Consider the following 26,327-nt stretch of genomic DNA (forward strand, 5'->3'; position numbering starts at 1 on the left):
GTCAGTTTGGTTCTATGTCAGAAGACTTGACGAACCGCCGTCGGCGCCACGGCGGTTCCGTTACCGGACAGCAGTCGGACGTATGCGGTTGAACCCAGGGTCCCATGGACGTTCACCCTCCGGTACGGCAGGATTCGGGCGGACTGTACACCGGAGGACCTCACCGATGACCTCGTCGTTCATACCTATGGACACACCGAACCAGCCCCCGGCCGGTGAGGCGGCGGCCGAGCCGTCACAGGTCTGCCCGCCCCCCGCGCCGAGCCAGGTGTCACCGGCGGCGGAGCCCAAGCGGCGCGACGCCGGCGCCGCGACCACGGCGAACCTGCGCGCCGGGCTGGCCTCGCGGCTACGCTCCGCCTACGAACAGGGTGCCGACCTGGACGAGTTGGCAGCGGCCAGTCACCAGTCCATCGCCGAGGTCGAGCAGTTGCTGACCCTGGCCGGAGTCGATCCCGCCGCCGCCCGGACGCGACCGGCGGCGGACCGGACCGGGCGGGCGGGGATGGTGCCGCCTCAGCGCCACGGGTTGACCGGCGAGCTTTCCACGGGTGCGGACCAGGGGGGTCCGGGCGAGGAGCTGAGGGGCGCCGCCCAGCCGGACGACGGCTGGCGTCCCTCCAGTGCCCGCCCGAGGCCACGGATCCGGCGTCCCTCGCCGCCGCGGCGACTGGCCGGGCGTCCCGGTGCTGTTGCACCGGCGGGCTCCGCGGCCGGTGTCCCGGGATACGGCGCCGCGGCCGTCTCACGGCCGGCCGCGGTCGAGCCGGACGCCGGTGCCGCGGCACCGGCCTCGGCGCCGGCCCCGGGCGACGAGGCGGTGGAGCCGGACGAGGCGGCCGAGGCCGCGGGGGCGGAGGCGCCGCTGGGGATCCTGATCGGCGGTCCGCGCCCGGTGCCTGCGTCGGCCGAGCGGCTGGAGGGGCAGCGCTGGCGGCGCGTCACCGCCCAGCTGATCCGGGTGGGTCGGGGCACCACCCTGGCCGTGCTCCCCGCCTGGCGGCCGTCGATCGCCGTCTCGGTCCCCACCGAGTTGCTGCTCGAGGCCACCGGCCTGGGGTACGAGGAACTCGCCCGGGCCGAGTTGACCGTGCTGATCAACACGGAAGCGCTGCACGACCGGGAGTTGCGGCCCCGCGACTGGCAGGTCGCACCGGACCACGGCTCAGGCCGGCGCCGCCGCGGCTGACCCCTGCCCGCCGGTGGGCGCGCAACGCGCTACCGGCTCGCGCTCGGCGCACACCGCGCGCCAGTTGAGCACTGGTGCGCTCTCCTCTTCTCCTGATGCACGCCGCGGCGCTCCTGTTCACCGTGCGCCCGACGCGCGGGTCGTCAAAGCCCCGGTCAGGAGCCCGGCACGCCGCTACCCTGTGGGCCATGCCAGCCCCGACCATCCTGCTGCCCCAGGATCCGCTGAATCCCCGGCGCGTCGACCCGCACTACTCCTACGAGGCCCAGCTGGTCCGCGGGCTGGGCGGCGAGACCGCGTTGGTGAACCACGACGCGTTGCTCGCCGGGGATGCCGCCGAAGGCGTCCGCCGGGTGCCGGACGGCACCGGGCCCGCCTGGTACCGCGGCTGGATGCTGCCGGTGGCGGCGTACGCCGCCTTCGTCCACGCGCTCGCCGATCGCGGCTGTCATCTGCTGACCAGTGCGGCCGCCTACGCCACCGCCCATGAGCTGCCCGGCTGGTACAGCACCTTCGAGGGGGCCACCCCGGACAGCGTCTGGCTCGCCGCCGCCCACGGGCCGGCCGAACTCGCCGCGGCGGTGGCACGGCTGGGCGGGCAGGGGCCGGCGATCGTCAAGGACTTCGTGAAGTCCCGCAAGCACGAGTGGCACGAGGCCTGCTTCATCCCCGAGCTCGCCGACCTGCCGGCGGTCGCCCGGGTGGTGGGCCGGTTCGTCGAACTGCAGGGCGAGTTCCTGGCCGGCGGGGTGGTGCTGCGGCGGTTCCACGCCTTCGCCCCGGCCGGCGCGGCGGACGAGGAGGAGCAGGCCGTCGGCGGCGGCTGGGGTCGCAGCAGACCGAACCGCGGGCGCGTGAGACCGGTGGCCGGTGGCACACCGCCGGTGGACGGCGCCGGGCCCGCCGCCGAGGCGCGGGTCTGGTGGGTGGACGGCGAGCCGGTGCTGACCGGGCCGCACCCCGACACCCCCGAGGCCTTTCACGCGCCCGACCTCACCCAGGTGCGTTCCCTGGTCCGCGCGCTGGGCTGCCGGTTCGTCACCACCGACCTCGCGCTGCGGGCGGACGGCGGCGGCTGGATGGTGGTGGAGGTCGGGGACGGCCAGGTGAGCGATCTGCCGCGGGGCACCGAGGTCTCCGGGCTGCTCTCCTCGCTGATCTCCACCTGAGGATCGGCGGACACCAGCTGCGGACGGGGTACCGGCGCAGGCGCCGGACGAGCCGTCAGGCGACGTTGGGGGCGGCCGGCTCGTCGGGCGAATCCACGGCCCGCTGGGCCGGGATCGGGGTGACCGGGGCGAGCGCCTCGTCCTGCGCCGTGCGCTGCACCGCCCGTGCTGTGCCGAAGGTGCGGGCCAGCAGCACCAGGGGGACTGTGGTGAGCAGCAGGGTGCCGCCGAGCGCGGCGGCCAGCAGCGGGGGGCCGAGCTGGACGAAGAGCGTCGCGCCGGTCAACGGGCCGGCCGCCCCGCCCAGCGTGGTGGCGGCGCCGACCAGGACCGTCCACCGCCCGGCGGGGTCCAGCTCGGTGGCCAGGCCGATCAGGTAGCTCAGGACCAGCGGGTAGAGCGCGTTCCAGAGCACCTCGCCGCCCGCGAACCCGGCCACCGAGCCGGCGCCCGCGCTCAGCGCCACGCAGGCCGCGATCGCCGCGGTGCCGAGGCCGATCGGCAGCGCCCGGCCGAACCGGGTACCCAGCGCGCCGGAGGCCAGCACACCGAGCAGCGCGGCGCCCAGTGCGAGGGCGAAGACCAGGCCGAGGTCCCGTTCCGAGAGGCCCAGGCGGCGGCCGATCTGCCCGCTGACGCCCCAGAGCGCGTTCTGCGCGACCGCCCAGAGCACCATGGTCGACGCCATGACCAGACCGGCGGCGCGGTGCGGCAGGGGGTGCCGGGCGGGCGGGGCCGGTGCGGCGGCATTCGGTGCGTCGGCTGTCGGCGCGGCGGCCGGCGGGACGGCTGCCGACGGGACTGCGGCTGGTGCGTCGGCTGGCGGCGGGACTGCGGCTGGTGGAGCGGCGACGGAAGGCCGCAGCGGGATGGTCGTCAGCGGCAGCGCCAGCAGACCGAGCAGCGCCACCGCCAGGTACGGAATCGGGTGGGCGGCGCCGAGCCGGGGCAGCACCAGGTAGAGCCCGGCCGCGATGGTGGAGGTGGCGAGCAGCCCCAGCACGGTGGCCCGGTGTGGGTCGGCTGCGGCGGCAACGCTCGTGCCGGCGACGGCGGAGGCCGTCCCCGCCCCGATCCCACCGACCAGACAGCCCACGACCAGCACCGCCAGCGAGCCCGTGGGCACCAGCGCCGCGATGGTGAAGCCCGCGGTCACCAGCGCCAGCCCGGCCCTGGCCACCCGGGCCGCGCCGAGCCCGCGGACCCGGCCGGCCAGCGTCAGCCCGGTGCCGCCCGCGGCGAGCAGCAGAGCGCTGCCGACGCCGCCGGCCTGCGTGGGCGTCAGGCCGAACTCGCCGCCCAGTCGGCCGACGATGGTGGGGAGCAGATAGGCCGGCAGGCAGCCGACCGCGAAGAGGGCCACCAGGGGCGGCAGCGGGATCGCCTCGGTGGCCGGGCCGGGCTCGGGGATCGGGCCGGGTGCGGGGGTTGGAGCGTGGTGCGCAGTGCTGCGCCCCGCCTCGCGAGCGCGCGAAGACATGGGCAGGGGCCTCTCGACCTGAGGGTGGCACTAAGGAGGTCGCAGACCGCTGTCCGCGCGGTCGCCCCGCCTGTCTACCACTCGGGGCACCACCCTGATACCAGGTGGCACCCCGAGAACCCCATGTCACCCTGGTTGGCCTACCGCGCTGTCGATCCGCAATCGAACAACCACGGCTGTGACTGATCACCCGGCTCAACCGGTCGACTCAGCCAGTCAGTTCGGCAGGCTCCGGTTCGGCGGCGGGCAGCGGCTCGGGGTGCCCGTCCGCGATGAACGCCCGCCAGAGCCTGGCGTACGTGCCGTCGGCGGCGAGGAGTTCGGTGTGCGTTCCGTCCTCCACCACCCGGCCGTGGTCCAGCACGACCACCCGGTCCGCCCGTTCGGCCGTGGTCAGGCGGTGCGCGATGACCAGGGTGGTGCGGCCGCCCGGCCGGTCGCCACGGCCGTCGCGCAGCCGGTCGGAGGCGTTGTTGACCGCCAACTCGGTGGCCAGGTCGAGGGCGGCGGTCGCCTCGTCGAGCAGCAGGATGTCGGGGTCGACCAGCTCGGCCCGGGCCAGCGCGATCAACTGACGCTGTCCGGCGGAGAGGTTGCGGCCCCGCGCGGCCACCTCGTGCTGGTAGCCGTCCGACAGTGCGCTGATCATGTCGTGCGCGCCGACCGACTTGGCCGCCAGCTCGACCTCCGCGTCGGTGGCGCCGGGCCGGCCGTAGGCGATCGCGTCCCGGACCGTGCCCGCGAAGAGGTAGGCCTCCTGCGGCACCACGCCCAGCCGGTGGCGGTAGTCGGCCAGGGCGAAGCGGGTGATGTCGGTGCCGTCGATCCGCACCGTGCCGCCCGTCGCGTCGTAGAACCGGGCGACCAGCTTGACCAGCGTCGACTTGCCGGCGCCGGTCTCGCCGACCAGCGCGACCGTCTGACCGGCCGGGATCCGCAGGTCGATGCCGGTCAGCACGTCGGGGTTGCCCTCGCCGCCGCCGTTGTAGGCGAAGCTGACGCCGTCGAAGTGGATCTCGCCGCTCAGCCGCTCGGTGGCGACCGGCTCCTCGGCCTGCGGCGTGCTGGTCGGGGTCCGCAGCAGCTCGCGGACCCGGCCGAGGCCGACCGCCGCCTGCTGGTAGCCGTCGAAGATCTGCGAGAGCTGGTTGACCGGGGCGAAGAACAGGTCGATGTAGAGCAGGTACGCGACCAGCGCACCGACCGTGAGCGTCCCGGCGTCCACCCGTGAGGCGCCGGCGATCAGCACCAGGGCGGCGGCCACGCTGGACAGGAACTGGACGAACGGGAAGTAGAGCGAGATGTAGAACTGCGCCTGGACGCGTGCCTGCCGGTACGCCCGCCCGCGTTCGACGAACCGCGCGACGGTGTCCGTCTCACGGCGGAACGCCTGCACGATGCGCATCCCGGAGACGTTCTCCTGCAGGTCGGCGTTGACCGCGCTGATCAGTTCGCGCGAGGCCTGGTACTGCGCCGTCGACTTGCGGCGGAACACCACGGTCGCGATGGCCAGCACCGGCAGCACGGTGAAGACGGTCAGCCCGAGGCCGACATCGATGATCAGCAGCGCCGCGAAGATCCCGACGAAGGTCAGCAGGCTGACCACGCCGGTCACCACGCCGGTCTGCAGGAAGCTCGACAAGGCGTCGACGTCGGTCGTCATCCGGGTCATGATCCGACCGGTGAGCTCGCGCTCGTAGTAGTCCAGGCCGAGCCGGTTGAGGTGCGCGAAGATCTTCAACCGCAGGGTGTAGAGGACGCGTTCGCCGGTGCGACCGCTCACCCGGTTCTCGGCGCTCTGCACCAGCCAGTCGAGCACGACCACCAGCAGGGCGGTCAGCGAGGCGGCGGTGACGCCGGCCATCAGGCCCTTGGAGACGCCGTCGTCGATGCCGTGCCGGATCAGCACCGGGACCACCAGGCTGGCGCCCGCGTCGAGTGCGAGCAGCACGAAGGCCAGTGCGAGAGCGGGGCGGAAGGGCTTGAGCAGGCGGCCGAGCGAGAAGTCCGGGTCACCGGCGGAGGCCGTGGCGAGCGGGACGTCGGGGGTGTCGGTGGCCGGGGCCAGCGCCGCGACCCGCGCGAGCAGCTCGGGGTCGGCGGAGCGGCCGGCCATCGAGCCGGCCGTGCTCCGCCTGGGCGCGGTGCCCGACGCCGGGACGGACGCAACCGGCGGGGCCGAGGTGGTGGTGGCGGAGACCGCCGGGGCGCCCGGGAGCGCCCGGGAGCCGGGGACGGCTTCGAGGGTGTCGGTGGCCGGGGGACGGTGACCGGCCAGCGCCTCGGGGTCGGTGATCAGAGCCCGGTACTGGGGACATCGGGCCACCAGCTCGTCGTGCGTGCCCAGGTCGAGCAGGTGGCCGCGGTCCAGCACCGCGATGCGGTCGGCGAGCTGCAGGGTCGAGCGGCGGTGCGCGATCAGCACCGTGGTCCGGCCGACCATCACCGTGCGCAGCGCCTCGTGGATCTCGGCCTCGATCCTCGGGTCGACCGCCGAGGTGGCGTCGTCCAGCAGGAGGAGCCTGGGGTCGGCGAGGATCGCGCGGGCCAGCGCGATCCGCTGGCGCTGGCCGCCGGAGAGGGTCAGGCCCTGCTCCCCCACCGTGGTGTCGTAGCCGTTCGGCAGTTCGCGGACGAAGCCGTCCGCCTGCGCGGCGCGGGCCGCCGCCTCGACCTCGGCGTCGGTGGCACCCGGGCGGCCGTAGGCGATGTTGGCGCGCACGGTGTCGGAGAAGAGGAAGCTGTCCTCCGGCACGATGCCGACCACGGAGCGGATCGAGTCGAGCGTGACCTCGCGCAGGTCCTGCCCGTAGAGCCGGATGCTGCCCGCCGTGGGGTCGTAGAACCGGGGGATCAGCTGGGCGAGCGTGGACTTGCCCGAGCCCGAGGCCCCGACCACGGCCAGTGTCTCGCCCTGCGCGACCTTGAGGCTGAGGCCGCGCAGCACGGGTATCGGCTCGGCCGCGTCGCCGTCGGGATCGGCCATGGCCTGCGGGGACACCTGGTAGTGGAAGTCGACCTGGTCGAGTTCCAGTGCCGGGACGCGCTGCTCGGGCGCGGTCGGCCGCAGCGGGCGGGCGTCGGGGGCGTCGGTGACCACCGGCCGCTCGTCGATCAGCTCGAAGACGCGCTCCACGCCCGCTCGGGCCTGCTGCCCGACGGTCAGCACCATGGTCAGCATCCGGACCGGGCCGGTCATCTGGGCCACGTAGGTGGAGAAGGCGACGAAGGTGCCCAGCGTCACCGAGCCGCGCACCGCCAGCCAGCCGCCCAGCGCCAGCACGGCGACCTGCCCGAACGCGGGGATCGCCTGCATCGCCGGGCCGAAGCGGCTGTTGAGCCGGATCGCACGCAGCCGCGCGCCGTACAGCGTGCGGGAGGCGCTCTCCAGCTTGTCGAGCTCCTGAGCCTCCTGCCCGAAGCCCTTGACCACCCGGACGCCGCCGATCGCCGCGTCGACCACGCCGGCCACCGCGGCGGCCTCCTGCTGGGCCGCCCAGGTCGCCGGGAACAGGCGCTTGCGGCTGAGCGTCGCGACCCACCACAGCACCGGCCCCATCACCAGGGCGATCAGGGTGAGCGGCAGCGAGAGCCAGAGCATCACGATGATCGACATGACGAAGAGCAGCAGGTTGCCGGTCATCATCGGCATCATCGACAGCAGGCCGTTGACCAGCTGCAGGTCGGAGCTGGCCCGGCTGACCACCTGACCGGTGTCGAGCCGGTCCTGCCGGGCGCCGTCGAGCCGGGTCAGCGAGCGGAACAGTTCCACCCGCAGGTCCTGCTGGACGTCGACGGCGAGCTGACCGGCCGTGTAGCGGCGGATCTGGGTGAAACCGAAGACCAGCACGGCGGCCACGACCAGCGTGATCGCCCACGGCATCAGGGAGCGGGTGTGGGTGGTGATGACGTCGTCGATGATCAGCTTGGTGATCAGGGGGACGATCGCGGTGACCGCCATGCCGCCGAGCGAGGCGCCGAAGGAGAGCAGAAAGTTGCGCCGGTAGCGCCAGCAGTAGGCGGACAGGCGACGCAGCCAGCCGGTGGCGGGGTCGACGCCGGACGGCTGGGCGGCCGACGGAGCCGGGGCGCCGGGGGCGGTCGCTTCGGCGGTCACTGCGATGGTCGCTTCGGCGGCGGCTGTGCGGGCTGTGGGGGTGGGACTCGCGGCCGTGGTGGCGGGTTCCGCGGGTATCTCCCTGGTGGAGCCATGAGTCTCAGGCATATTTAGGGATACTAACCATTTCATGAGGCGGTCGTCCACGACGTATTCGGCGCTGCCAAGCGGCCCTGGCACGAACCAACGGCCTGACGTCGACTTTCCTTCCCGATCAGCCTGCTCTTTCGGAGGCTGGGGGCGCACCGGTCGCACGACGGACGGCAAGCGGGGCGCTCGGCCTACGTCCATTCGGGTAGGTCGCACGCTGGGGTGCACGGGGCGCGCGCGGCCGGGGACCGGGGGCCGCGATGGCGGTGGGCGCGAGCCGGGCCGTCGATGCCAGCTTCGGCGCCTGCTTCAGCGCCTGCTTCAGCGCCTGCGCCTGGCTCGACGTCCGCTTCGGCCTACGCGCGCGACCAGCCGTCGGCGGCGGCCGCGAAGGCTCCCTGGGCCAGGCGGTGCAGCAGCGCCGCCAGCTCGGCGGGCGACAGCAGACCGGCGCGGTCACCGGGGGCGGGCCGGCCGATGCTGTGCGGGGTGGAGTTCAGCAGCCCGAACACCGCGTGCACGGCCGCCCGCGCGGCCGACTCGGCCTCGACGACGGCCAGCGCCGGGAAGGCGGCCCGGACCGCCGCCACCCAGAGCTCGACGTAACCGCGCTGCAGCCGCCGCACCCGTCGGCGGTCCTCCTCCTTGAGGTGGAGCAGCTCGCGGTCGTGCAGCGTGATCAGGTCCGGATCATTGAGCGAGAAGTCGACATGTCCACTGATCAGTGCGTCCAGCACGGCCTGCGGTCCGCCCGGGGTCTCGGCCCGGCGGCTGCCCTCCTCCAGCAGTCGCTCGCTGATGCCGACCAGCAGGTCGGCCAGCATCGCTTCCTTGCCGGAGAAATGCCGGTAGAGACCGGGGCCGCTGATCCCGACCGCCTTGCCGATCTCGTCGACCCCGACACCCAGGAAGCCGCGTGCCGCGAAGAGCCGAGCCGCCTCGCGGCGGATCTGGTCACGGCGAGGGGTCGTGGGAGCCACCGGAGCGTTCGACATGGATCCATCGTAGACAGCGCGGTTATCGGTGGTTAACCTGGCGGCAGGAGTTAACCACCATTAACTTGGGGGCGCGGGGCCCACCGGCTTCCGCGTCCGCGGGTTCCTGGAGCAAGGAGCTCTTGGGATGGCCCTGTCGACCTCCGGCTACACCTCCCCGCACCCCTGGGAGCCCGCCGGAACCCCGGGAGCGGCGACGGCCGGCATGCGTGCGGCCGGCTCACCGCCGCCCGGCCCGCTGTCAGCCGCCGTGGGCGGCCACGTCACGTCACCGGCCGCCGCTGCCCCAGCGCCGCGCCTGCGTTCCACGGTCGACGCCGGCTCGGCCGCCTTCCAGGCGAACACCGAGGCGCACCAGGCACTGGTGACCGAGCTGCGCGGCAAGCTCGCCGCCGCCGCACTCGGCGGCGGCCTCAAGGCGCGTGACCGGCACACCGCCCGCGGCAAGCTGCTGCCGCGCGACCGGGTGGACACACTGCTGGATCCCGGCTCCCCGTTCCTGGAGCTGTGCCCGCTGGCCGCCGACGGCCTCTACGACGGCGCCGCACCGGCGGCCGGCGTGATCGCCGGGATCGGCCGGGTGGCCGGGCGCGAGGTGGTGGTGGTCGCCAACGACGCCACCGTCAAGGGCGGCACCTACTACCCGATGACGGTGAAGAAGCACCTGCGGGCGCAGGAGGTGGCGCTGGAGAACCGGCTGCCCTGCGTCTACCTGGTGGACTCGGGCGGCGCGTTCCTGCCGATGCAGGACGAGGTGTTCCCCGACCGCGACCACTTCGGCCGGATCTTCTACAACCAGGCGCGCCTCTCGGCCGCCGGGATCCCGCAGATCGCGGCCGTGCTCGGCTCCTGCACGGCCGGTGGCGCGTACGTCCCGGCGATGAGCGACCAGGCCGTGATCGTCCGCAACCAGGGCACGATCTTCCTCGGCGGCCCGCCGCTGGTGAAGGCGGCGACGGGTGAGGTGGTCACGGCCGAGGAGCTCGGCGGCGGCGAACTGCACTCCCGCACCTCCGGCGTGACGGACCACCTGGCCGAGGACGACGGCCACGCGCTCGACATCGTGCGCACGATCGTGGCCGGGCTCGGCCCGCGCAGCGCGCAGCCCTGGCCGCTCGCCCCGGTCGAGCCCCCGGCCGTCGACCCGGCCGAGTTGTACGGTGCGGTGCCGGTGGACCCGCGCACGCCCTACGACGTCCGCGAGGTGATCTCCCGTCTGGTCGACGGCAGCCGCTTCGCCGAGTTCAAGGCCGAGTACGGCGCCACCCTGGTCACCGGCTTCGCCCGGATCCACGGCCACCCGGTGGGCATCGTCGCCAACAACGGCGTGCTCTTCGCCGAATCCGCGCTCAAGGGCGCGCACTTCATCGAACTCTGTGACCAGCGCGGCATCCCGCTGCTCTTCCTGCAGAACATCACCGGCTTCATGGTCGGCCGCCAGTACGAGGCGGGTGGCATCGCCAAGCACGGGGCGAAGATGGTGACGGCGGTCGCCTGCACCAGGGTCCCGAAGCTGACCGTGGTGATCGGCGGCTCGTACGGGGCCGGCAACTACTCGATGTGCGGCCGGGCCTACTCGCCGCGCTTCCTGTGGATGTGGCCGGGCGCCAAGATCTCCGTGATGGGCGGCGAGCAGGCCGCCTCGGTCCTCGCCACCGTCCGCCGCGACCAGTTCGAGGCCCGCGGCGAGGAGTGGGCCGCCGAGGCCGAGGAGGAGTTCAAGCGGCCGGTGCGCGAGCAGTACGAGCGGCAGGGCAACGCGTACTACGCCACCGCGCGGCTCTGGGACGACGGGGTGATCGACCCGATGGACACCCGCACCGTGGTCGGCCTCGCCCTGACCGCCTGTGCCAACGCCCCGCTCGCGCCGCCCGCACCGTACGGCGTGTTCCGGATGTGAGCCGGAGGTGAGCCCCTGGTCACCACCGGGGGTGAGCCCCTGGCCACCGTCCCGTTGATCGTCTTCCCTCGCACCACTCCCCTCGTCCCGGAGGAACGCCTCCTATGTTCGACACCGTCCTGGTCGCCAACCGCGGTGAGATCGCCGTCCGGGTGATCCGTACCCTGCGGCGGCTCAGCATCCGGTCGGTCGCCGTGTACAGCGACGCCGACGCCGACGCGGGGCACGTCCGCGAGGCCGACCTGGCCGTCCGGCTCGGGCCGGCCGACCGGAGCGACAGCACCGCCACCGAGACCTATCTGCGCGGTGATCAGATCATCGCCGCGGCACTGCGCACCGGAGCCCAGGCCATCCACCCCGGCTACGGCTTCCTGGCCGAGAACCCGGGCTTCGCCCGCGCCTGCGCCGAGGCGGGGCTGGTCTTCATCGGCCCGCCCGCCGAGGCGGTCGAGCTGATGGGCGACAAGATCAACGCCAAGGAGGCCGTCCGCACGGTCGGCGTCCCCGTGGTGCCCGGCAGCCGGGGCGGGGCGACGAGCGACGAGGACCTGATCCGCGCGGCCGAGGAGATCGGCTACCCGGTGCTGATCAAGCCGTCCGCTGGCGGCGGCGGCAAGGGCATGCGGCTGGTCCGCGACCCGGCCGAACTCCCCTCCGAGCTCGCCGCGGCCCGCCGGGTGGCCCGCACCGCCTTCGGCGACGACACCCTGCTCCTGGAGCGCTGGGTCGACCGCCCCCGGCACATCGAGGTCCAGGTCCTCGCGGACGCCCACGGGACCACCGTGCACCTCGGCGAGCGCGAGTGCAGCCTGCAGCGCCGTCATCAGAAGCTGATCGAAGAGGCACCCTCCGTTCTCCTGGACGAGCGGACCAGGGCCGCGATGGGCGCCGCCGCTGTGCGAGCCGCCGAGGCCTGCGGCTACACCGGCGCCGGCACGGTGGAGTTCATCGTGCCCGGCGACGACCCCGACCAGATCTCCCCTGCCCAGCACGCGGGTTCGGCTTCGGGCAAGGCTGACGAGGATGGGACGGACGCGGTCCGCGAGTTCTTCTTCATGGAGATGAACACCCGGCTCCAGGTGGAGCACCCGGTGACCGAGCTGGCGGTCGCGATCACCCGCCCGGCCCCGGACGGAACGCCCGCCGGCTGGGCACCGGCCGTCGAGCGTCTCGACCTGGTCGAGTGGCAACTGCGCGTCGCCGCTGGTGAGTCGTTGTCGTTCGCCCAGTCGGACGTCTCCTTTCTCGGTCATGCCGTAGAGGCTCGGATCTGCGCGGAGGACCCCGCGCGGGAGTTCCTGCCGACCGGCGGCCGGATCCTGCTGCTGGACGAGCCGCGTGGCGAGGGGGTCCGGGTGGACTCCGGACTCACCGCGGGCACCACGGTCACCAGCGCGTACGACCCGATGCTCGGCAAGGTCATCGCCTACGGCCCAGATCGCGCCACCGCGCTGCTGCGGCTGCGCACCGCCCTCGCGGACACCCGGATCCTGGGCATCACCACCAACGCCGGCTTCCTGCGCCGACTCCTCGCCCACCCCGACGTGGTGGCCGGGCGGCTCGACACCGGTCTGGTCGAGCGACTCGTCCAGCAGCACCCCGAACTGCTGGTCGAACCGGGCGACCGCGCGGCGCAGAACGCCACCGCGGCATCGGAGGCCGTACTGATCGCCGCGGCACTCGTGCGGCACCTCGGGCTCGCACCGGCCGTCGCCTCCGACGGCTGGACCGACCCGTTCTCGCTCCCTTCCGGTTGGCGCCTGGCCGGCGAGCCGGCCTGGACGACGCACCGACTGCGGATCCCCGGGCAGGAGCCGGTGCCGGTACGAGTACGACCTGTCAGTGCCGACACCGTAGTGGAGGCCACCGACACTTCTTCAAGTGGTTTCTCGGATCTGTTGGTCCGTCTGGGCGATGGTCCGGTCCGCCGGGCCCGCGCCGTGCTCGGCGCCACCGATCTCGCCCTCACCGTCGACGGCTTGCGCACCACCTTCGCGTACGCGACCGACAACTCCGCCTCGGCGCCCGGCGGCAGCCCGGTGCTCTGGCTGGGCATCGGCGGCGACAGCTGGGCGGTGCACCCGTACGACCCGGTGGCCGAGCGCGGTTCGGCCACCGCCGCCCATCACGGCGCCCTCACCGCGCCGATGCCGGGCACGGTCACCGTGGTCAAGGCCGCGGTCGGCGAGGTGGTCCGGCGCGGACAGGCACTGATGGTCCTGGAAGCCATGAAGATGGAGCACGTGATCGCCGCGCCGCACGACGGCGTGGTCAGCGAACTGCACGCCGTGGCGGGCGCCACGGTCGCGATGGAGCAGCTGCTCGCGGTCGTCCTCCCCGAGGAGTCCGCCGAGGCCGACGAATCCGCAGAGGTGAACTCATGACCGCCGATCAGGTGACAGCGGGCCCGCACGGATCCCAGGACGCGGAAACCACCCGGACGGCGCAACCGGCCGGCGACCCGAGCACGCTCGACCTGGGCCTGCCCAGCGTGCTCAGGGACCCGGCACTGCCGGCCCGGATCCGCATCCACGAGGTGGGCGCCCGCGACGGGCTGCAGAACGAGAGCGCCCCGGTCCCGGTCGAGGTGAAGGCCGAGTTCATCGCGCGGCTCGCCGCCGCCGGGTTGCGGACCATCGAGGCGACCAGCTTCGTGCACCCGAAGTGGGTCCCCCAGTTGGCCGACGCCGAGGAGCTGCTGCCCCGGCTGGCCGAGCTGCGCACGCGGTACCCCGGACTGCGGCTGCCCGTGCTGGTCCCCAACGAGCGCGGCCTGGACCGCGCACTGGCGCACGGCGCCGACGAGGTCGCCGTCTTCGCCAGCGCGACCGAGACGTTCGCGCGGCGCAACCTCAACCGCTCGATGGCCGAGGTGCTGGAGATGTTCCGCCCGGTGGTCGGGCGGGCGACCGAGCACGGCCTCAAGGTCCGCGGCTACCTCTCGATGTGCTTCGGCGACCCCTGGGAGGGGCCGGTCGCGCCCGAGCAGGTGGTCGAGGCCGGGCGGGCGCTGATCGAGCTCGGCTGCACGGAGTTGAGCCTCGGGGACACCATCGGCGTCGCCACGCCCGGCCAGGTGGCGCAGCTGCTCACGGCGTTCGCCCGGGGCGGGGTGCCGGTCGGGCAGCTCGCCGTCCACTTCCACGACACGTACGGGCAGGCGCTGTCCAACACGCTCACCGCGCTGCGCCACGGCGTGACCGTGGTCGACTCCTCGGCCGGCGGGTTGGGCGGCTGCCCGTACGCGAAGAGCGCCACCGGCAACCTCGCCACCGAGGACCTGGTCTGGATGCTGCACGGCCTCGGCATCGAGACCGGCGTGGACCTCCCGGCACTCGTCGGCACCAGCGTCTGGCTGGCCGGGCAGCTCGGCCGTCCCAGCCCCTCACGTGCCGTGCAGGCACTGGCCGGAACCGTGTCCCCGGCCAACTGACAAGTCCATCGCCGACCGGCGTCACCTTGCCGACTGGCTGGTGGCGCCGGTCGGCGCACCCTTCTGCCACGCGCCGCTGAGCGCTCTCAACACGCGCCCGTGGCACCCGTTTCCGCCCTTCGCACCACTCTGCGCCCGGACCATCCGACCCGGGCGAACGACTGGAGGATCAGATGCTCGACCACCGACTGGATTCCGAGTACGAGGAGCTGCGCCGCACGGTGGCCGAGTTCGCCGCCGACGTGATCGCTCCGACGATCGGCGACTTCTACGAGCGGGAGGAGTTCCCGTACGAGATCGTCAAGGAGATGGGCCGGATGGGCCTGTTCGGCCTGCCGTTCCCGGAGGAGTACGGCGGCATGGGCGGCGACTACTTCGCGCTCTGCCTGGTCCTCGAGGAACTCGCCCGGGTGGACTCCTCGGTGGCCATCACCCTGGAGGCCGGCGTCTCGCTGGGCGCGATGCCGATCTACCGCTTCGGCACCGAGGAGCAGAAGCGCGAGTGGCTGCCGAAGCTCGCCTCGGGCGAGATGCTCGGCGCGTTCGGCCTGACCGAGCCCGAGGGCGGCTCCGACGCGGGCGCCACCCGGACCACGGCCCGGTTCGACGAGGCCACCCGGGAGTGGGTGATCAACGGCACCAAGTGCTTCATCACCAACTCCGGCACCGACATCACCGGCCTGGTGACCGTGACCGCCCTGACCGAACCGATCGCTCGTTCGAGTGAAGGCGGCGGCGAGGGCTCGTCAAAGCGCGAGATCTCCTCCATCATCGTGCCTGTCGGCACCCCCGGGTTCCAGGTGTCGAAGAAGTACTCCAAGGTCGGGTGGAACGCCTCCGACACCCGCGAACTGTCCTTCGCCGACTGCCGAGTCCCCGAGGCCAACCTGCTCGGCCAGCGAGGCCGCGGCTTCGCCCAGTTCCTGCGGATCCTCGACGAGGGCCGCATTGCCATCGCAGCTCTGTCCACAGGCCTTGCTCAGGGCTGCGTCGACCAGTCGCTCCAGTACGCCGCGACCAGGCGCGCCTTCGGCCGCCCGATCGGGGCCAACCAGGCGATCCAGTTCAAGATCTCCGACATGGAGATGCGGACGCACCTCGCACGCCTCGCCTGGCGGGACGCGGCCTCCCGGCTGCTGCTCGCCGAGCCCTTCAAGAAGGAGGCCGCCATCGCAAAGCTCTACTCCTCCGAAGCTGCGGTCGACAACGCCCGCGAGGCCACCCAGATCCACGGCGGCTACGGCTTCATGAACGAGTATCCCGTTGCCCGCTTCTGGCGCGACAGCAAGATCCTGGAGATCGGAGAGGGCACCTCCGAGGTCCAGCGCATGCTGATCGCCCGCGAGTTGGGGATGTCCTCCTGACGCTGGCCACCAGGAGCAGGCCGGCCAGGAGGCACGGGGACGGCCCGGTGCGGACGGCCGGGGGTGGGAGAGCCGTCGCGTGGGACGGCTGTGCATGAGGACGACTGGTGGACGGTCGGGCGGTGATCCTTCGTCAGAGCGCTCTGGCGGGGCCGCTCGACCACCCCGCCGCCAGTCCCCTCCAGCGACGACCCGTAGTTCGCGGCAGCGGCACACGGCTTGGAGGCGCCGCCCGCCTGGGCGCGGAAATGACGGAATATCGGCTGGCCATTCCACTCGATGGCCCGCCCATCACCCTCGGGGCATTCAGAACCGCGTCTCGTCGAGCAGCTGAGCGCGGATCAGGGGATCACGATCACCGGGCGGTTGGCCCGCCGGGCGAGACGGCCCGAGACCGAACCGAAGAGGCGGCCGAGCAGGCCGTGCGTCGTACCGACCACGATCGCGTCGGCGGCGTACTCCTTCCCGACCTCCTCGATCTCGTGACAGATGTCTCCGCCACGCTCGACCAGGATCCAGGGCACGCCGGACAGGAAGTCCGCACAGGCCAGCTCCAGGCCGAGCACCTCGGTGCGGTGGTCGGGCAGGTCGACGAAGACCGGTGGCTCACAGCCGGCCCAGACGGTGGCGGGCAGGCGGTTGGCCACGTGCACGATGACCAGGCCGCAGTGGGAGCGGCGGGCCATGCCCACCGCGTAGGCGAGTGCCCGCTCGCTGGAGAGCGAGCCGTCGAAGCCGACCACCACGCCGTGCTGGAAGGCCGGATCGCACGGCCGGACCGGCTCGGACTGCACGTCGGGAGCCTGCCCGCCGAGCGGAACAGTCTGCTTGGAGTGCCGGGACTTCACGTCGCCTCCACCATTCTGACCGGCGCCAGGTGCGGTACCGGCGCCATCCGAACCCCCCGCCGCAGCGGCCGCCGACTCCTCGCGACGCTGCCGTGGCTTGGGCCAAACCCGGCGCGCCCTTGCACCACCGGGACGTGACTGCGGTGTCGGCGGGGACTGCCGACACCAGGTGGAATCGGGCAGCGAATCCGTGGAGGAGAAATCCGCCGCGCCGAGAATGCGGAACGGGTCCGCAGATCGCGGAGACTCAAAACCGGCCATGAATCGAGACTCTTCGAGTGAGATGGGCCGACAGGAAGGACAGCGCTGCCCAGGCGGCAGGCCATTCATTGGCACGTGGTCGGTTGTGGCCGAGCGGCACCGTAAGTGACCTGTTCCTTTCAGAGTACGACGGGGGAGCGTAGTCGCCCAGCCATTGCGGCAAGGTATGACAATGATCCCGCTAATGGCAGCGGCGCGAGGTAATCAGCACGCGCCCCGCAGCAGCCAGATCACGCCCCGCCCTCGCGTGGTTCCCAGGAGCTTGCCTGACGGAGTCTGCCGATGCAACAGGTCGACCACAGACCAGAGGCACGAACTTCGGGGACCCCTGGGGTTGATGAGATGAATGTGGTGCCTGAGGCCTCCACCAGGCAGGCACGCTTCCTCCTGGCAGTCCGCACTGGCAGCATGCACGCCATGCCGCTGTTACTGCTCGATCTGGACAACACCCTGCTCCCGCGCGACGCCGCCTTCCAGGCCTGGGCCGCAGGCTTTCTCGGAGAGTTCGGGCTCCCCCCCCGGCGACGTGGGGTGGCTCACCGTCATGGACGGCGGCGGCTACGTCCCGCGGAGCACGGTGCTGGGTGCCACCCGGCGGCGTTACGGCCTCGACCTGTCCCTGGACAGCCTCCTCACCCACTACAGGAGGGGGATGAACTCCCACATCAGCTGCCCCGGCGACCACCTGCGGGCGCTGCGCGCCGCCCGGGCGGCAGGCTGGACGATCGCCATCGTGAGCAACGGCGGGACCACCGCTCAGTTGGCGAAGATCCGCCGGACCGGGCTCGGTTCGCTGGTCGACGCCTGGGTGGTGTCGGAGGAGGCCGGCTGCGCCAAGCCGGACCCGCTGATCTTCGAGACGGCGGCACAGCGCTGCGGCATCGACCTCGCGACCGACTGGACCGCCGACGCCTGGGTGATCGGCGACCACGCTCCCGCGGACATCGCCGGCGCCGCCGCGGCGGGCCTGCGGAGCGTCTGGCTGCACCACGGCCGCCCGTGGTCCGAGCAGGCCTACCGGCCCACGCACAGCGCCGCGACGCTGCCGGAGGCCGTCGCCCTGGTCCTGGCCGAGGGAGCGGCCGTACCGGCGGCAGCAGCGGCCGCACCGAACGACGCACAGAGGAAGGGGAAGGGGAAGGGGAGCGCCCAGGCAGCCGGCGCCGCTCGGCAGGCCGAGAAGGCCGGACAGTGGGCCGAGAAGGCCGGCCAGTGGGCCGAAGGGGCCGAGGAGGTCGGCGGGCCCGCCCTGGTGCCGCTCGAGCGGCTGGCCGGGCGCGACAGCCCGGCGGCCGCCGCGGCGATCGCCGTCACCGTCGGCTGACCCGCGGCAGCCGTTCGACTGTGGACGGAGAAAAACGAGCGCCGCGGGACGCGGGCGACGTTCGAGTGCGGAAGCGCGCACAGCGATGGGCGGCTCTACGGAGCGCGGCAGGACGCCCTCGGAATGAGCGTCAGGGTAATCGTCCGCGTGGGGGCAGCGACTCTCTGCGACGGAGGAGGGCGAAGGGGATGGATAGGGAGGAGGGACGACGTCGAGTGGTTATTCGTATTACTGTCAGTTCGGCTACAGAGATCATGGCGCGCATGATTGATCCATCGGGAAATAGTGATCCGATATCCGGAGTCGCCCACGGCGTCCGGCGGGAATTCCACCGGAATCGCCGCCCGCGGGCCACCTGCCGCCGAAGGCACCAGCCGCCGGCCCACTCGGCTGCACCATCCCGGCGCCGACGGCCGGCCTGTCGGCAACCCCACCGATCGCTCGCCCGACCGCCCCGCCGCCGGCCCCGCGACCCCGGAGGCGCGTGGCCTGTTCGAGCCGGCTCCGGCGGCCCCCGGACAAGCCGGATCATCGGTGAAGCGGCGCTCCGACCGGCGGCGATCGCCCGACCGACCGGGCCCGGCAGCAGAACGGGGCGCTCGTCACCGGTCCGCAAGGCGCACGCGGACACTGCACGCCCCAACTCCGCAACGCCTGTTTTCAGTCAGTTTTGGGCCGAGCGACTGAGGTTGGAGATACCTCCAGCCGACGACGCCTCAGGAGGTCAACGATCCGCTCCTCGCAGGGATCCGCCGTACCGCAACCAGCCACCCGCGTGCCCGCCCCCTTCCCAGAGGGGTCGACGGGTGCCACGCTTCGTGATCGAATGCATCACGCCAAATTGCCATGTCGACATAGCGTCGGATGGTGAACTTGTCACAACGGCGACGGTGCACCCACTAGATTCGATCTTGTTGAGCAGTGCCGCATCACCACACCACACCACCGAGGGGGCTTGGGCGCCTTGAACAGGGTGAGCAGGAGCGAGACAGGTCCTGACAGCGGCCAGTCCCCGGCCGGCCATGTTGGCCACGCACCGAGAGGTGCGGCCCCGCTCGCCCCGTCGGCTTCGCTCACCCCGCCGGCGGTCGCGCCCCGCTCCCCGTCCTCGCCCCGTCTCCCCCTCGTCTCCGGCGGCAGTGGGGCCGAGCGGAACCGGACGGCTCGTCAGGAGCCCTCCGGTCGTCAGCAGTCCTTCGGCGAGGCCTTCCCCGGCCGACCGGAGGCGCTGCTCTTCGCCGTCCAGCAGGCGGCGGCCACGGCCAGGACGACGAGCGCGGGTGCGGTGGCCGGGATCGGCCTGGGACGCGGTGTGGCATCAGGTCCGATCGGTGGCTCGAACGAAGGCGGCGTCCTGGGCGGACACCCTGTCAGCTCCGGCCTCGGCGGCGCTTCCGCGCTCGGCGGCGGCCTCGGTGGACCGCTGGGGCCGACCGGCCACGGCGGGTTGGGCAATCCGGCCCCGGGCGGCCCGAACGGGCTGGGCGGCAGTGGGCTCGGCGGCTTGGGGGGCAGTGCTTTGGGGGGCAGTGCTTTGGGGGGCAGTGGCTTGGGGGCCGGCGGGTTGAGCGGGAACGGCTTGGGGGGCAACGGACTTGGTGGCGGAGCGCTGAGCGGCAGCGGCGCGAGCGGCGGTGCGCTGGGCGGAACGCCCGGCCTCGGCACGGCCGGCGGCTCCGGTGCACCCGCCGTCAGCGTCGCACCGCGCAAGCTCGCCGGGCGGCGACGGCGTGAGACCGTCGCCGTGCTGATCTTCAGCGGGGCACCGATCTTCGAGAGCTCCATCCCGCTCTCGGTCTTCGGCGTCGACCGCCAGGACGCGGGTGTGCCGCGCTACCGGCTGCTGGTCTGCGCGGGCGAGGACGGACCGCTGACCACCACGGGTGGGGTGACCCTGACCGCCCCGTTCGGCCTGGAGGCACTGGCCAGGGCCGGCACCATCGTGGTGCCCGCATGGCGCTCGATCTCGCAGCCGCCGCCGGTGGAGGCGATCGCCGCCCTGCGCAAGGCCCATCACGAGGGCGCGCGGATCATCGGACTCTGCACCGGCGCCTTCGTCCTGGCCGCCGCCGGGCTCCTGGACGGACGGCCCGCGACCACCCACTGGATGTACGCGCCGACGCTCGCCAAGCGGTACCCGCGGGTGCACGTCGATCCGCGCGAACTCTTCGTCGACGACGGCGACGTGCTGACCTCGGCGGGCACCGCGGCCGGCATCGACCTGTGCCTGCACGTGGTCCGCAGCGATCACGGCGCCGAGGCCGCCAACGCCCTGGCCCGCCGCCTGGTGGTGCCCAACCGGCGCAGCGGGGGCGGTCAGGCCCAGTACATCGATCAGTCATTACCAGAAGAGATCGGCAACGACCCGCTCGCCGAGGTGGTGACCTGGGCGCTGGAGAACCTCAACCAGCAGTTCGACGTCGAGGTGCTGGCGGCACGCGCGTACATGAGCCGGCGGACCTTCGACCGGCGGTTCCGCACGCTCACCGGCAGCGCGCCGCTGCAGTGGCTGATCACCCAGCGGGTGTTGCAGGCACAGCGGCTGCTGGAGACCTCCGAGCTCTCGGTCGACGACGTCGCCCGGCGCTGCGGGTTCCGCTCGCCGGTCGCGCTGCGCGGGCACTTCCGCCGCCAGCTCGGCGTCTCACCGGCCGCCTACCGGACCAGCTACCGGGCTCGCCGCCCGGGGCCCGGCCCGGTGGTCGGCGTGCCCGCACAGGGCGGGTCGGCCGAGCGCGGCGGTGACCGCGCTGCCGAGCGGGCGACGGGAACCACCGGCGGACCGGGAGCCCCGGCCGTCGGTGCGGGTTTCGGCGGCGGTACCGGCGTGGGCGGCGCCACGGGCGTCGGGGTCTCCGGCGCTGTCGGTGTCGCCGGCACTCCCGGCGGGACGGCGGCACCGGCCGGGGGCTTCACGGCTGTCGGCGGCGCGGCGGCGTCCGGCGGTGCCCTGGGCGGCAGCGTCGGCGGCGGCGTCGGCGGTGCGGGCGGCGGATCCGCGGGACCGGGGGCCGCGGCCCCCGGGACGCCCGGCAGTCCGGTCGGCGCCACCGGCCCGCTCGCCGCGGGCGGCGCCGGTGCGGCCGGGAAGGGTGCTGGGAAGAGCGCGGGGAAGGGCTACGGCGGACTGCCGCCCGGCCACGGAGCGGCCGACAGCGGCGCGGTCCAGGGCCCGGCGGGAACCGGCGCTCCCCGGGGCACCGGTCGGCCGGGCGTGAACGGGTCGGCCGCGACCGGGCGGGGACTGCCGCCCGGCGCGCTGCCGCCTCCGGGCAAGAACCGGATACGGCCGCTGGTTCCGCCGCAGCCCGGTCCGGCCACCCGACGTGGTCCGGCCGGTCCGCCGCGACCGGTCGAGCACGCGGTGGCGGAGGACGGCCACTCGCAGCCGAGCGCTCGGGGCACCGGCGGCGGGCATCGCACCGAGCGCCCGGCAGTGGACCGCTCGGCGGCTGACCGGTCGGCAGTGGACCGGTCGAAGGTGGACCGCTCGGCCACGGACCGGCTCGCAGCCGAGCGGGCTGCGGCAGAGCGGAGCGGCCGGGCCGTGCCCGGTGGTCGGGCGGCCGGGGTGACCGGCGCGTCCGGCGGTCCAGGGCCGGCCGACGGTGGCACTCGGCCGACAGCTGGTCGCGGCACGGCCGATCACGCGGACCGCCCCGGGCTGTCGGGCAGTCAGCGGCCCGCCGCTCGGGGCGCCGGGTACGGCCTGCCGAACCCGGCGGCCCGTCCTGGCGGCGCGTTCACCGGGGAGACCGCTCCGGGTGGGTCGGAGCAGCGCCGGGCCCAGCCGTCGGCGGGCACGCCGTCCCGACGGGACCTCACCGATGCCATGGAGGCGATGGACGCCATGGACGCGGTGGACACCGGGGCCGACAGCGCGGCCGAGTAGGGCCTGTCCGACGGTTCACGTCGGATCGGTGGACGGCTCCGCCGGGGCACCTCCCGACCGAAGGGTCAGGGAGGTGCCCCGGCGGATACCTGAGGGCGGAGAGCCGAGGGCTGAGAGCAGGATGCCCGGCCTCACCCGCCCGGCGGCTGCACGCGAGAAGTCCCGGTCGGCCGACGGGCGAGCCCCCGGGACGGGAAGGCGTACGGTGCTCGGCCCGGAGGGGGCCGGGCACGGCGTCCCGTCGGCCCCTGCAAGCGGCCCGGGCGGGGGGCCGGTTGAGCAGGTGTCCGAGCCGGGGAGCCTCTCGGTGACCCGGCCCGCGGATTCCGGGCGCGGCCCCGCGCCCGGATGTGCGCCGGCCGGCCCGGCGGGTGCGGCAACGGGAACGGCAACGGCAACGATGGCGGTACTGGTGCTGCCCGCGCGGTGGGCTTGCACCGTAGGGTGAGTCATGTGAACGACCGTTTGGTATGGATCGACTGTGAAATGACCGGCCTCGACCTCGAGCGCGATGCGCTGATCGAGGTGGCCGCGCTGGTCACCGACTCCGAGCTCAACATCCTCGGCGAGGGCGTGGACGTCGTGATCCGCCCGCCGCAGGAGGCGCTCGTGACCATGCCGGAGGTGGTACGCGAGATGCACACCTCCTCCGGCCTGCTCGACGAGCTCGCGGACGGGGTGACGCTGGCCGAGGCCGAGCAGCTGGTGCTCGACTACGTCCGCCAGCACGCCCCGGAGGCCGGGCGGACCCCGCTGTGCGGCAACTCCGTGGCCACCGACCGCGGGTTCCTCTCCCGGGACATGCCGGCCCTGGAGGGGCACCTGCACTACCGGATCGTGGACGTCTCCTCGATCAAGGAGCTGGCCCGCCGCTGGTACCCGAAGGCGTACTACAACAGCCCCCCGAAGGGCGGCAGTCACCGGGCGCTGGCGGACATCCGGGAGAGCATCGCCGAACTGCGGTACTACCGCGAGGCGGTGTTCGTCCCGCAGCCCGGCCCGGACGGTGACGCGGCCCGCGAGATCGCGGCCAAGTACCAGCAGTCGTCGGACTGAACCCCGGCGTCCGCCCGTCCCGGCGCCGGCGTTGTGGCCCAGGTCACCTCCGGCGCCGGCCACCGCCGCCCACCTGGGCGGGCACGGAAACCCTGGCGCGAGCACCCTCTCGGATCCTGTAGAGTTCTTCCTGTCAGCGCGGGAACGCGCAAGACAGATGGTGGGTGTAGCTCAGTTGGTAGAGCACCTGGTTGTGGTCCAGGTGGCCGCGGGTTCGAGTCCCGTCACTCACCCCATCAGTTGAGGGCCTGATCTCCAGTCGGAGATCAGGCCCTCAGTCGTTTCCGGGCGGCCGGGCGGAGAGCAGTCGCAGGACCCCCCTGCCGCGACAGGCTACCGGCAAGTAACATAGCGCCCATGACGACACCCACGATCGGCCAGCTGCTCGCCTCCACCGTCCCGATGGCCCGGACGCTGAACCTGGAGTACCTGGAGACGACCCCCGAGCGGGCGGTGCTGCGCCTGCCGGACCAGCCGGACTTCCACAACCACGTGGGCGGCCCGCACGCCGGTGCGATGTTCACGCTGGGCGAGTCGGCCAGCGGGTGCATCGTGCTGGCGGCCTTCGGCGACCAGCTCTCGCGGGCCGTGCCGCTCGCGGTCAGCGCGCAGATCGCCTACAAGAAGCTGGCGAAGGGCGAGGTGACCGCGACCGCGACGCTGGGGCGCCCGATCGCGGAGATCATCGCGGAGCTGGACGCGGGTCAGCGCCCGGAGTTCCCGGTCACGGTGGAGATCACCCGCGCGGACGGCGCGGTGACCGGCGAGATGAGCGTGCTCTGGACGCTGCGGCCCAACTCCTGAGCCGCACAGGGCACTCGGGCACCGCGGGGCCGACCCGCGGGCGCCCCGCGCCGACCGCCCGCGGCGGCGCGCGCCCCCTCCCGCCGACTTGACGCCGGATCGGCTGGAAATCGACCTCGTTGGCGCGTTCGGCCGTCCCTGGCGTCAGCCTTCCGCGTGACCTTCCGGCGGGTGGGCTCGTTCTCCCCTCACGTGCGAGCCAATCATCCGTTCCCCGCGCCCGAGCCGTCGTCTGCCTCGCGGTCGGCGGCGGTCCTGCCAGCACAGCGCGGGTTACGGAGCAGCCGGCGCTCGCCCGCCCGTGTCCTGGCGGCCGGTGGTGCGGTGCTGGCACAGGTCTGGGGTCTGGGGCTGGGATTCGGCGCCGGGCACGCCGCGGCCGTCGGCCCGCCGGCCGGACCGGTCCGGGCGGTCGAGCCCGCTCGCGCCGCGGCACCGGCCCAGGTGGTCAGGACGACCACGACCCGCGCGCGCGACACCGCCGCCTCGCCCGCCCGGCGCACGACGCACGGACCGGCGGCGAACGACCCGGCCACGGGCAGCGCGCCGGGCGGCGGCTCGGGAACCCCGCCGGCCGGGCTCACCGACGGGTCGACGCCGATCCGGGCCCCCGGCGCGGCGGATGCGGTCGAGCCGAACGGATCGGGCGTGCTCGGCTCGACCGGACTCGGCGAGGCCGCCGGCACGGCGACCGGCACGGCCGTCGGCGCGACCGGCGGGACCGGGGACGTCAACCAGCTGCTGCACAGCCGGATCCGGGCCGGCGACCTGCCGTTGCCCGGGCAGGCGACGAAGGCGGTGCCCGACGCGTTCGCGATCGCGGGCGTCCTGCTCCCGTCCGTGCCGCCGCAGGGCCGCTCGCCGCAGGACGCGCGCTCGGGCGCGGGGGACGGGCAGTCCGCCGCGCAGACCGGCGTGACCGGTCGGGGCGGCGCGCTCCCCCGCCTGCCGCTGCCGCGCGGTGGGCTGCCGCCCACCGGAACGACGACCCAGGGCCAGGGGGGCCTGGCGGATGGCTGGAGCACCGCCGCGCAGGCCCGGAGCGCGGGCGCCGCGGGCGGCTCCACCGGCGCCCGCGCGGGGAGCCCGACGGCCGACGGACTGTCCGGGCTCGCGGCCTCCGCGCACACGGTGGAGCTCACCGCCTCACGGGACGGCGGACGTTCGGCCTCCGTCGGCGGACCGAACACGACCGGCGGGGGCGCCGGAACCGGGGCAGCGGGCCGCGGCGGCTCGCGCCCGCCGGGCGGCACCGCGGCCGAAGGGGGCACCACGTCCGCCGAGCCGCTCGCGGCGACCGGCTCACAGGACGCGGTACTGATGCCGATCGCGGCCGGGCTGCTGCTGACGGGGGCCGCGATGTACAAGCACCGCGGACTGCCGCGCGGCCACTGACGCGCCGACCAGCGACACACCGGCCGCTCGCCCCGGGCTGCTGAGACTCCCCGGCCGCCGGACGGCTCAGCGCCCCACGTGCTTGAAGGTGTCCGGCGGCGGCGCGGGCGACGGGGCCGCCGAGGCGTCCGTGGCCACCGGGGCGCCGCCGGTGAAGGCGGCGAGCTCGCGGCCGTGCTCCAGTCGGGCGAGGGCGGCGTCCCCGGCCGTGCGGCGGCTCAACTCCGCGATCGGCAGCGGGGCGTGGGAGGCGGCCAGGATCAGGTTGCCGAACCGCTTGCCGCGCAGCACCGCGGGGTCGGCGATCAGCGCCACCTCGGGGAAGACCGCGAGGAGGGTGGCGACCTGGCAGCGGGCGAAGGCCAGCGCGCCGCCGTCGGCGATGTTGACGGCGTAGCAGCCGCCGGGCGCGAGCGCGCGGGCGGCGAGGGTGGCGAACTCCACCGTGGTGCAGTGGGCGGGCACCCGGGCACCGGCGAAGACGTCGGCGATCACCAGGTCGGCGCCGGCCTCGGGGGCGCGTTCCAGCACGGCGCGGGCGTCACCGCCGCGGACCTTGATCTGCCAGCCGGGCGGGGTGGGGAGTTCGGCCCGGATCCACTCGGTGAGCGCGGTGTCCAGCTCCGCGACCTGCTGCCGCGAGCGCGGGCGGGTGGCGGCGGTGTAGCGGGCCAGGGTCAGTGCGCCACCGCCCAGGTGCAGCACCCGGATCGGCTTGCCGGGGGCGGCGGCGAGGTCGATGAGGTGGCCGAGCCGGCGCTGGTACTCGAAGGCGAGCCGGGTCGGGTCGGCGAGGTCGACGTGCGACTGCGGGGCGCCGTCGAGCAGCAGTGACCAGGCCTGCGGGTGGTCGCGGTCGGGGAGGAGCTCGGCCAGGCCGAACTCGGTGTGGTGCGAACGAGGGCCGGTGGCGGCGGGCTCCTCGGGGGTGGTCGAACGCCTGCGGGGGGCTCGTTGCTCTCGTCCCATGGAACGAAGTATCCCCCGGCTTCCGGGTGAACGCGCAGGTG

At 73.8% G+C, this 26,327-nt stretch carries 15 protein-coding genes, 1 tRNA gene and 1 pseudogene; 12 read left to right on the forward strand and 5 right to left on the reverse strand.

From position 1 onward, the window contains the following. Positions 1–187: 187 nt before the first annotated feature. Together OG500_RS13875 and OG500_RS13880 are read left to right on the forward strand one after the other, a co-directional pair. Positions 188–1,189: a hypothetical protein gene (locus OG500_RS13875; protein ID WP_329580190.1), complete on the forward strand. Its 1,002-nt coding sequence runs from the start codon at positions 188–190 to the stop codon at positions 1,187–1,189. Between the two features lie 188 nt (positions 1,190–1,377). Continuing rightward, positions 1,378–2,358, forward strand: a complete 981-nt coding sequence (locus OG500_RS13880) for an ATP-grasp domain-containing protein (RefSeq protein ID WP_327067039.1) — start codon at positions 1,378–1,380, stop codon at positions 2,356–2,358. Positions 2,359–2,413: 55 nt separating this feature from the next. Here the strand turns inward: OG500_RS13880 and OG500_RS13885 are convergent, their stop codons facing one another. The 3 genes from OG500_RS13885 to OG500_RS13895 all read right to left on the reverse strand — a co-directional run bounded on the left by OG500_RS13885 (position 2,414) and on the right by OG500_RS13895 (position 9,040). Beyond that, the gene (locus OG500_RS13885) at positions 2,414–3,838 is read right to left on the reverse strand and encodes an MFS transporter (protein ID WP_329580193.1); all 1,425 of its coding nucleotides are present in this window, start codon (positions 3,836–3,838) and stop codon (positions 2,414–2,416) included. A gap of 208 nt (positions 3,839–4,046) precedes the next feature. Then, on the reverse strand, positions 4,047–7,955 hold the full coding sequence (locus OG500_RS13890) for an ABC transporter transmembrane domain-containing protein (protein ID WP_442907035.1): 3,909 nt from the start codon (positions 7,953–7,955) through the stop codon (positions 4,047–4,049). Between the two features lie 446 nt (positions 7,956–8,401). Beyond that, positions 8,402–9,040 (reverse strand): TetR/AcrR family transcriptional regulator, encoded by a 639-nt coding sequence (locus OG500_RS13895; RefSeq protein ID WP_327067042.1) that lies wholly within the window; start codon positions 9,038–9,040, stop codon positions 8,402–8,404. A gap of 205 nt (positions 9,041–9,245) precedes the next feature. On the opposite strand from OG500_RS13895, the gene OG500_RS13900 reads away from it, so the two are divergent. The 4 genes from OG500_RS13900 to OG500_RS13915 all read left to right on the forward strand — a co-directional run bounded on the left by OG500_RS13900 (position 9,246) and on the right by OG500_RS13915 (position 15,737). Further along, a complete protein-coding gene (locus OG500_RS13900; RefSeq protein ID WP_327071554.1) occupies positions 9,246–10,940 on the forward strand; it encodes a carboxyl transferase domain-containing protein in 1,695 nt (564 codons plus the stop codon). A gap of 104 nt (positions 10,941–11,044) precedes the next feature. Continuing rightward, positions 11,045–13,324, forward strand: a complete 2,280-nt coding sequence (locus OG500_RS13905; protein WP_329580196.1) for an acetyl/propionyl/methylcrotonyl-CoA carboxylase subunit alpha — start codon at positions 11,045–11,047, stop codon at positions 13,322–13,324. Further along, the gene (locus OG500_RS13910) at positions 13,321–14,373 is read left to right on the forward strand and encodes a hydroxymethylglutaryl-CoA lyase (RefSeq protein ID WP_329580199.1); all 1,053 of its coding nucleotides are present in this window, start codon (positions 13,321–13,323) and stop codon (positions 14,371–14,373) included. The genes OG500_RS13905 and OG500_RS13910 overlap by 4 nt, the downstream gene beginning before the upstream one ends. A 173-nt stretch (positions 14,374–14,546) precedes the next feature. Beyond that, positions 14,547–15,737, forward strand: coding sequence for an acyl-CoA dehydrogenase family protein (locus OG500_RS13915; RefSeq protein WP_329580202.1), 1,191 nt, complete (start codon positions 14,547–14,549; stop codon positions 15,735–15,737). 341 nt (positions 15,738–16,078) lie between these two features. Here the strand turns inward: OG500_RS13915 and OG500_RS13920 are convergent, their stop codons facing one another. Then, positions 16,079–16,531 carry a universal stress protein gene (locus OG500_RS13920; RefSeq protein ID WP_327071555.1) on the reverse strand — a complete coding sequence of 151 codons (453 nt, stop codon included), beginning with the start codon at positions 16,529–16,531 and terminating at the stop codon, positions 16,079–16,081. An 841-nt stretch (positions 16,532–17,372) separates the two neighbouring features. Between OG500_RS13920 and OG500_RS13925 the strand changes: the two genes are divergently transcribed. The 6 genes and pseudogenes from OG500_RS13925 (at position 17,373) to OG500_RS13950 (ending at position 25,317) form a co-directional block, all read left to right on the forward strand. Beyond that, a complete protein-coding gene (locus OG500_RS13925) occupies positions 17,373–18,170 on the forward strand; it encodes an HAD family hydrolase (protein WP_329580205.1) in 798 nt (265 codons plus the stop codon). Between the two features lie 1,639 nt (positions 18,171–19,809). Continuing rightward, positions 19,810–20,866 (forward strand): annotated as a pseudogene (locus OG500_RS13930) (helix-turn-helix domain-containing protein); the annotation flags it as partial. Between the two features lie 1,649 nt (positions 20,867–22,515). Continuing rightward, positions 22,516–23,118: an oligoribonuclease gene (orn, locus tag OG500_RS13935; protein ID WP_329580208.1), complete on the forward strand. Its 603-nt coding sequence runs from the start codon at positions 22,516–22,518 to the stop codon at positions 23,116–23,118. Between the two features lie 160 nt (positions 23,119–23,278). Continuing rightward, positions 23,279–23,354 (forward strand) — tRNA-His (locus OG500_RS13940). Positions 23,355–23,475: 121 nt separating this feature from the next. After that, positions 23,476–23,922 carry a DUF4442 domain-containing protein gene (locus OG500_RS13945; RefSeq protein WP_327067048.1) on the forward strand — a complete coding sequence of 149 codons (447 nt, stop codon included), beginning with the start codon at positions 23,476–23,478 and terminating at the stop codon, positions 23,920–23,922. Positions 23,923–24,246: 324 nt separating this feature from the next. Beyond that, positions 24,247–25,317, forward strand: a complete 1,071-nt coding sequence (locus tag OG500_RS13950; protein ID WP_329580211.1) for a hypothetical protein — start codon at positions 24,247–24,249, stop codon at positions 25,315–25,317. A gap of 66 nt (positions 25,318–25,383) precedes the next feature. Here the strand turns inward: OG500_RS13950 and OG500_RS13955 are convergent, their stop codons facing one another. Then, positions 25,384–26,286 carry a spermidine synthase gene (locus OG500_RS13955; RefSeq protein WP_329580213.1) on the reverse strand — a complete coding sequence of 301 codons (903 nt, stop codon included), beginning with the start codon at positions 26,284–26,286 and terminating at the stop codon, positions 25,384–25,386. Positions 26,287–26,327 lie beyond the last annotated feature (41 nt).

Origin of the sequence: Kitasatospora sp. NBC_01250, from assembly GCF_036226465.1 — a bacterium.
Lineage (GTDB): Bacteria > Actinomycetota > Actinomycetes > Streptomycetales > Streptomycetaceae > Kitasatospora.

What these genes read in the sequence shown, in the direction of transcription:
- OG500_RS13875 (WP_329580190.1), top strand. Translation starts at nt 188, where the DNA reads ATGGACACACCGAACCAGCCCCCGGCCGGTGAGGCGGCGGCCGAGCCG.
- OG500_RS13880 (WP_327067039.1), top strand. Translation starts at nt 1,378, where the DNA reads ATGCCAGCCCCGACCATCCTGCTGCCCCAGGATCCGCTGAATCCCCGG.
- OG500_RS13885 (WP_329580193.1), bottom strand. Translation starts at nt 3,838, where the DNA reads ATGTCTTCGCGCGCTCGCGAGGCGGGGCGCAGCACTGCGCACCACGCT.
- OG500_RS13895 (WP_327067042.1), bottom strand. Translation starts at nt 9,040, where the DNA reads ATGTCGAACGCTCCGGTGGCTCCCACGACCCCTCGCCGTGACCAGATC.
- OG500_RS13900 (WP_327071554.1), top strand. Translation starts at nt 9,246, where the DNA reads ATGCGTGCGGCCGGCTCACCGCCGCCCGGCCCGCTGTCAGCCGCCGTG.
- OG500_RS13905 (WP_329580196.1), top strand. Translation starts at nt 11,045, where the DNA reads ATGTTCGACACCGTCCTGGTCGCCAACCGCGGTGAGATCGCCGTCCGG.
- OG500_RS13910 (WP_329580199.1), top strand. Translation starts at nt 13,321, where the DNA reads ATGACCGCCGATCAGGTGACAGCGGGCCCGCACGGATCCCAGGACGCG.
- OG500_RS13915 (WP_329580202.1), top strand. Translation starts at nt 14,547, where the DNA reads ATGCTCGACCACCGACTGGATTCCGAGTACGAGGAGCTGCGCCGCACG.
- OG500_RS13945 (WP_327067048.1), top strand. Translation starts at nt 23,476, where the DNA reads ATGACGACACCCACGATCGGCCAGCTGCTCGCCTCCACCGTCCCGATG.
- OG500_RS13955 (WP_329580213.1), bottom strand. Translation starts at nt 26,286, where the DNA reads ATGGGACGAGAGCAACGAGCCCCCCGCAGGCGTTCGACCACCCCCGAG.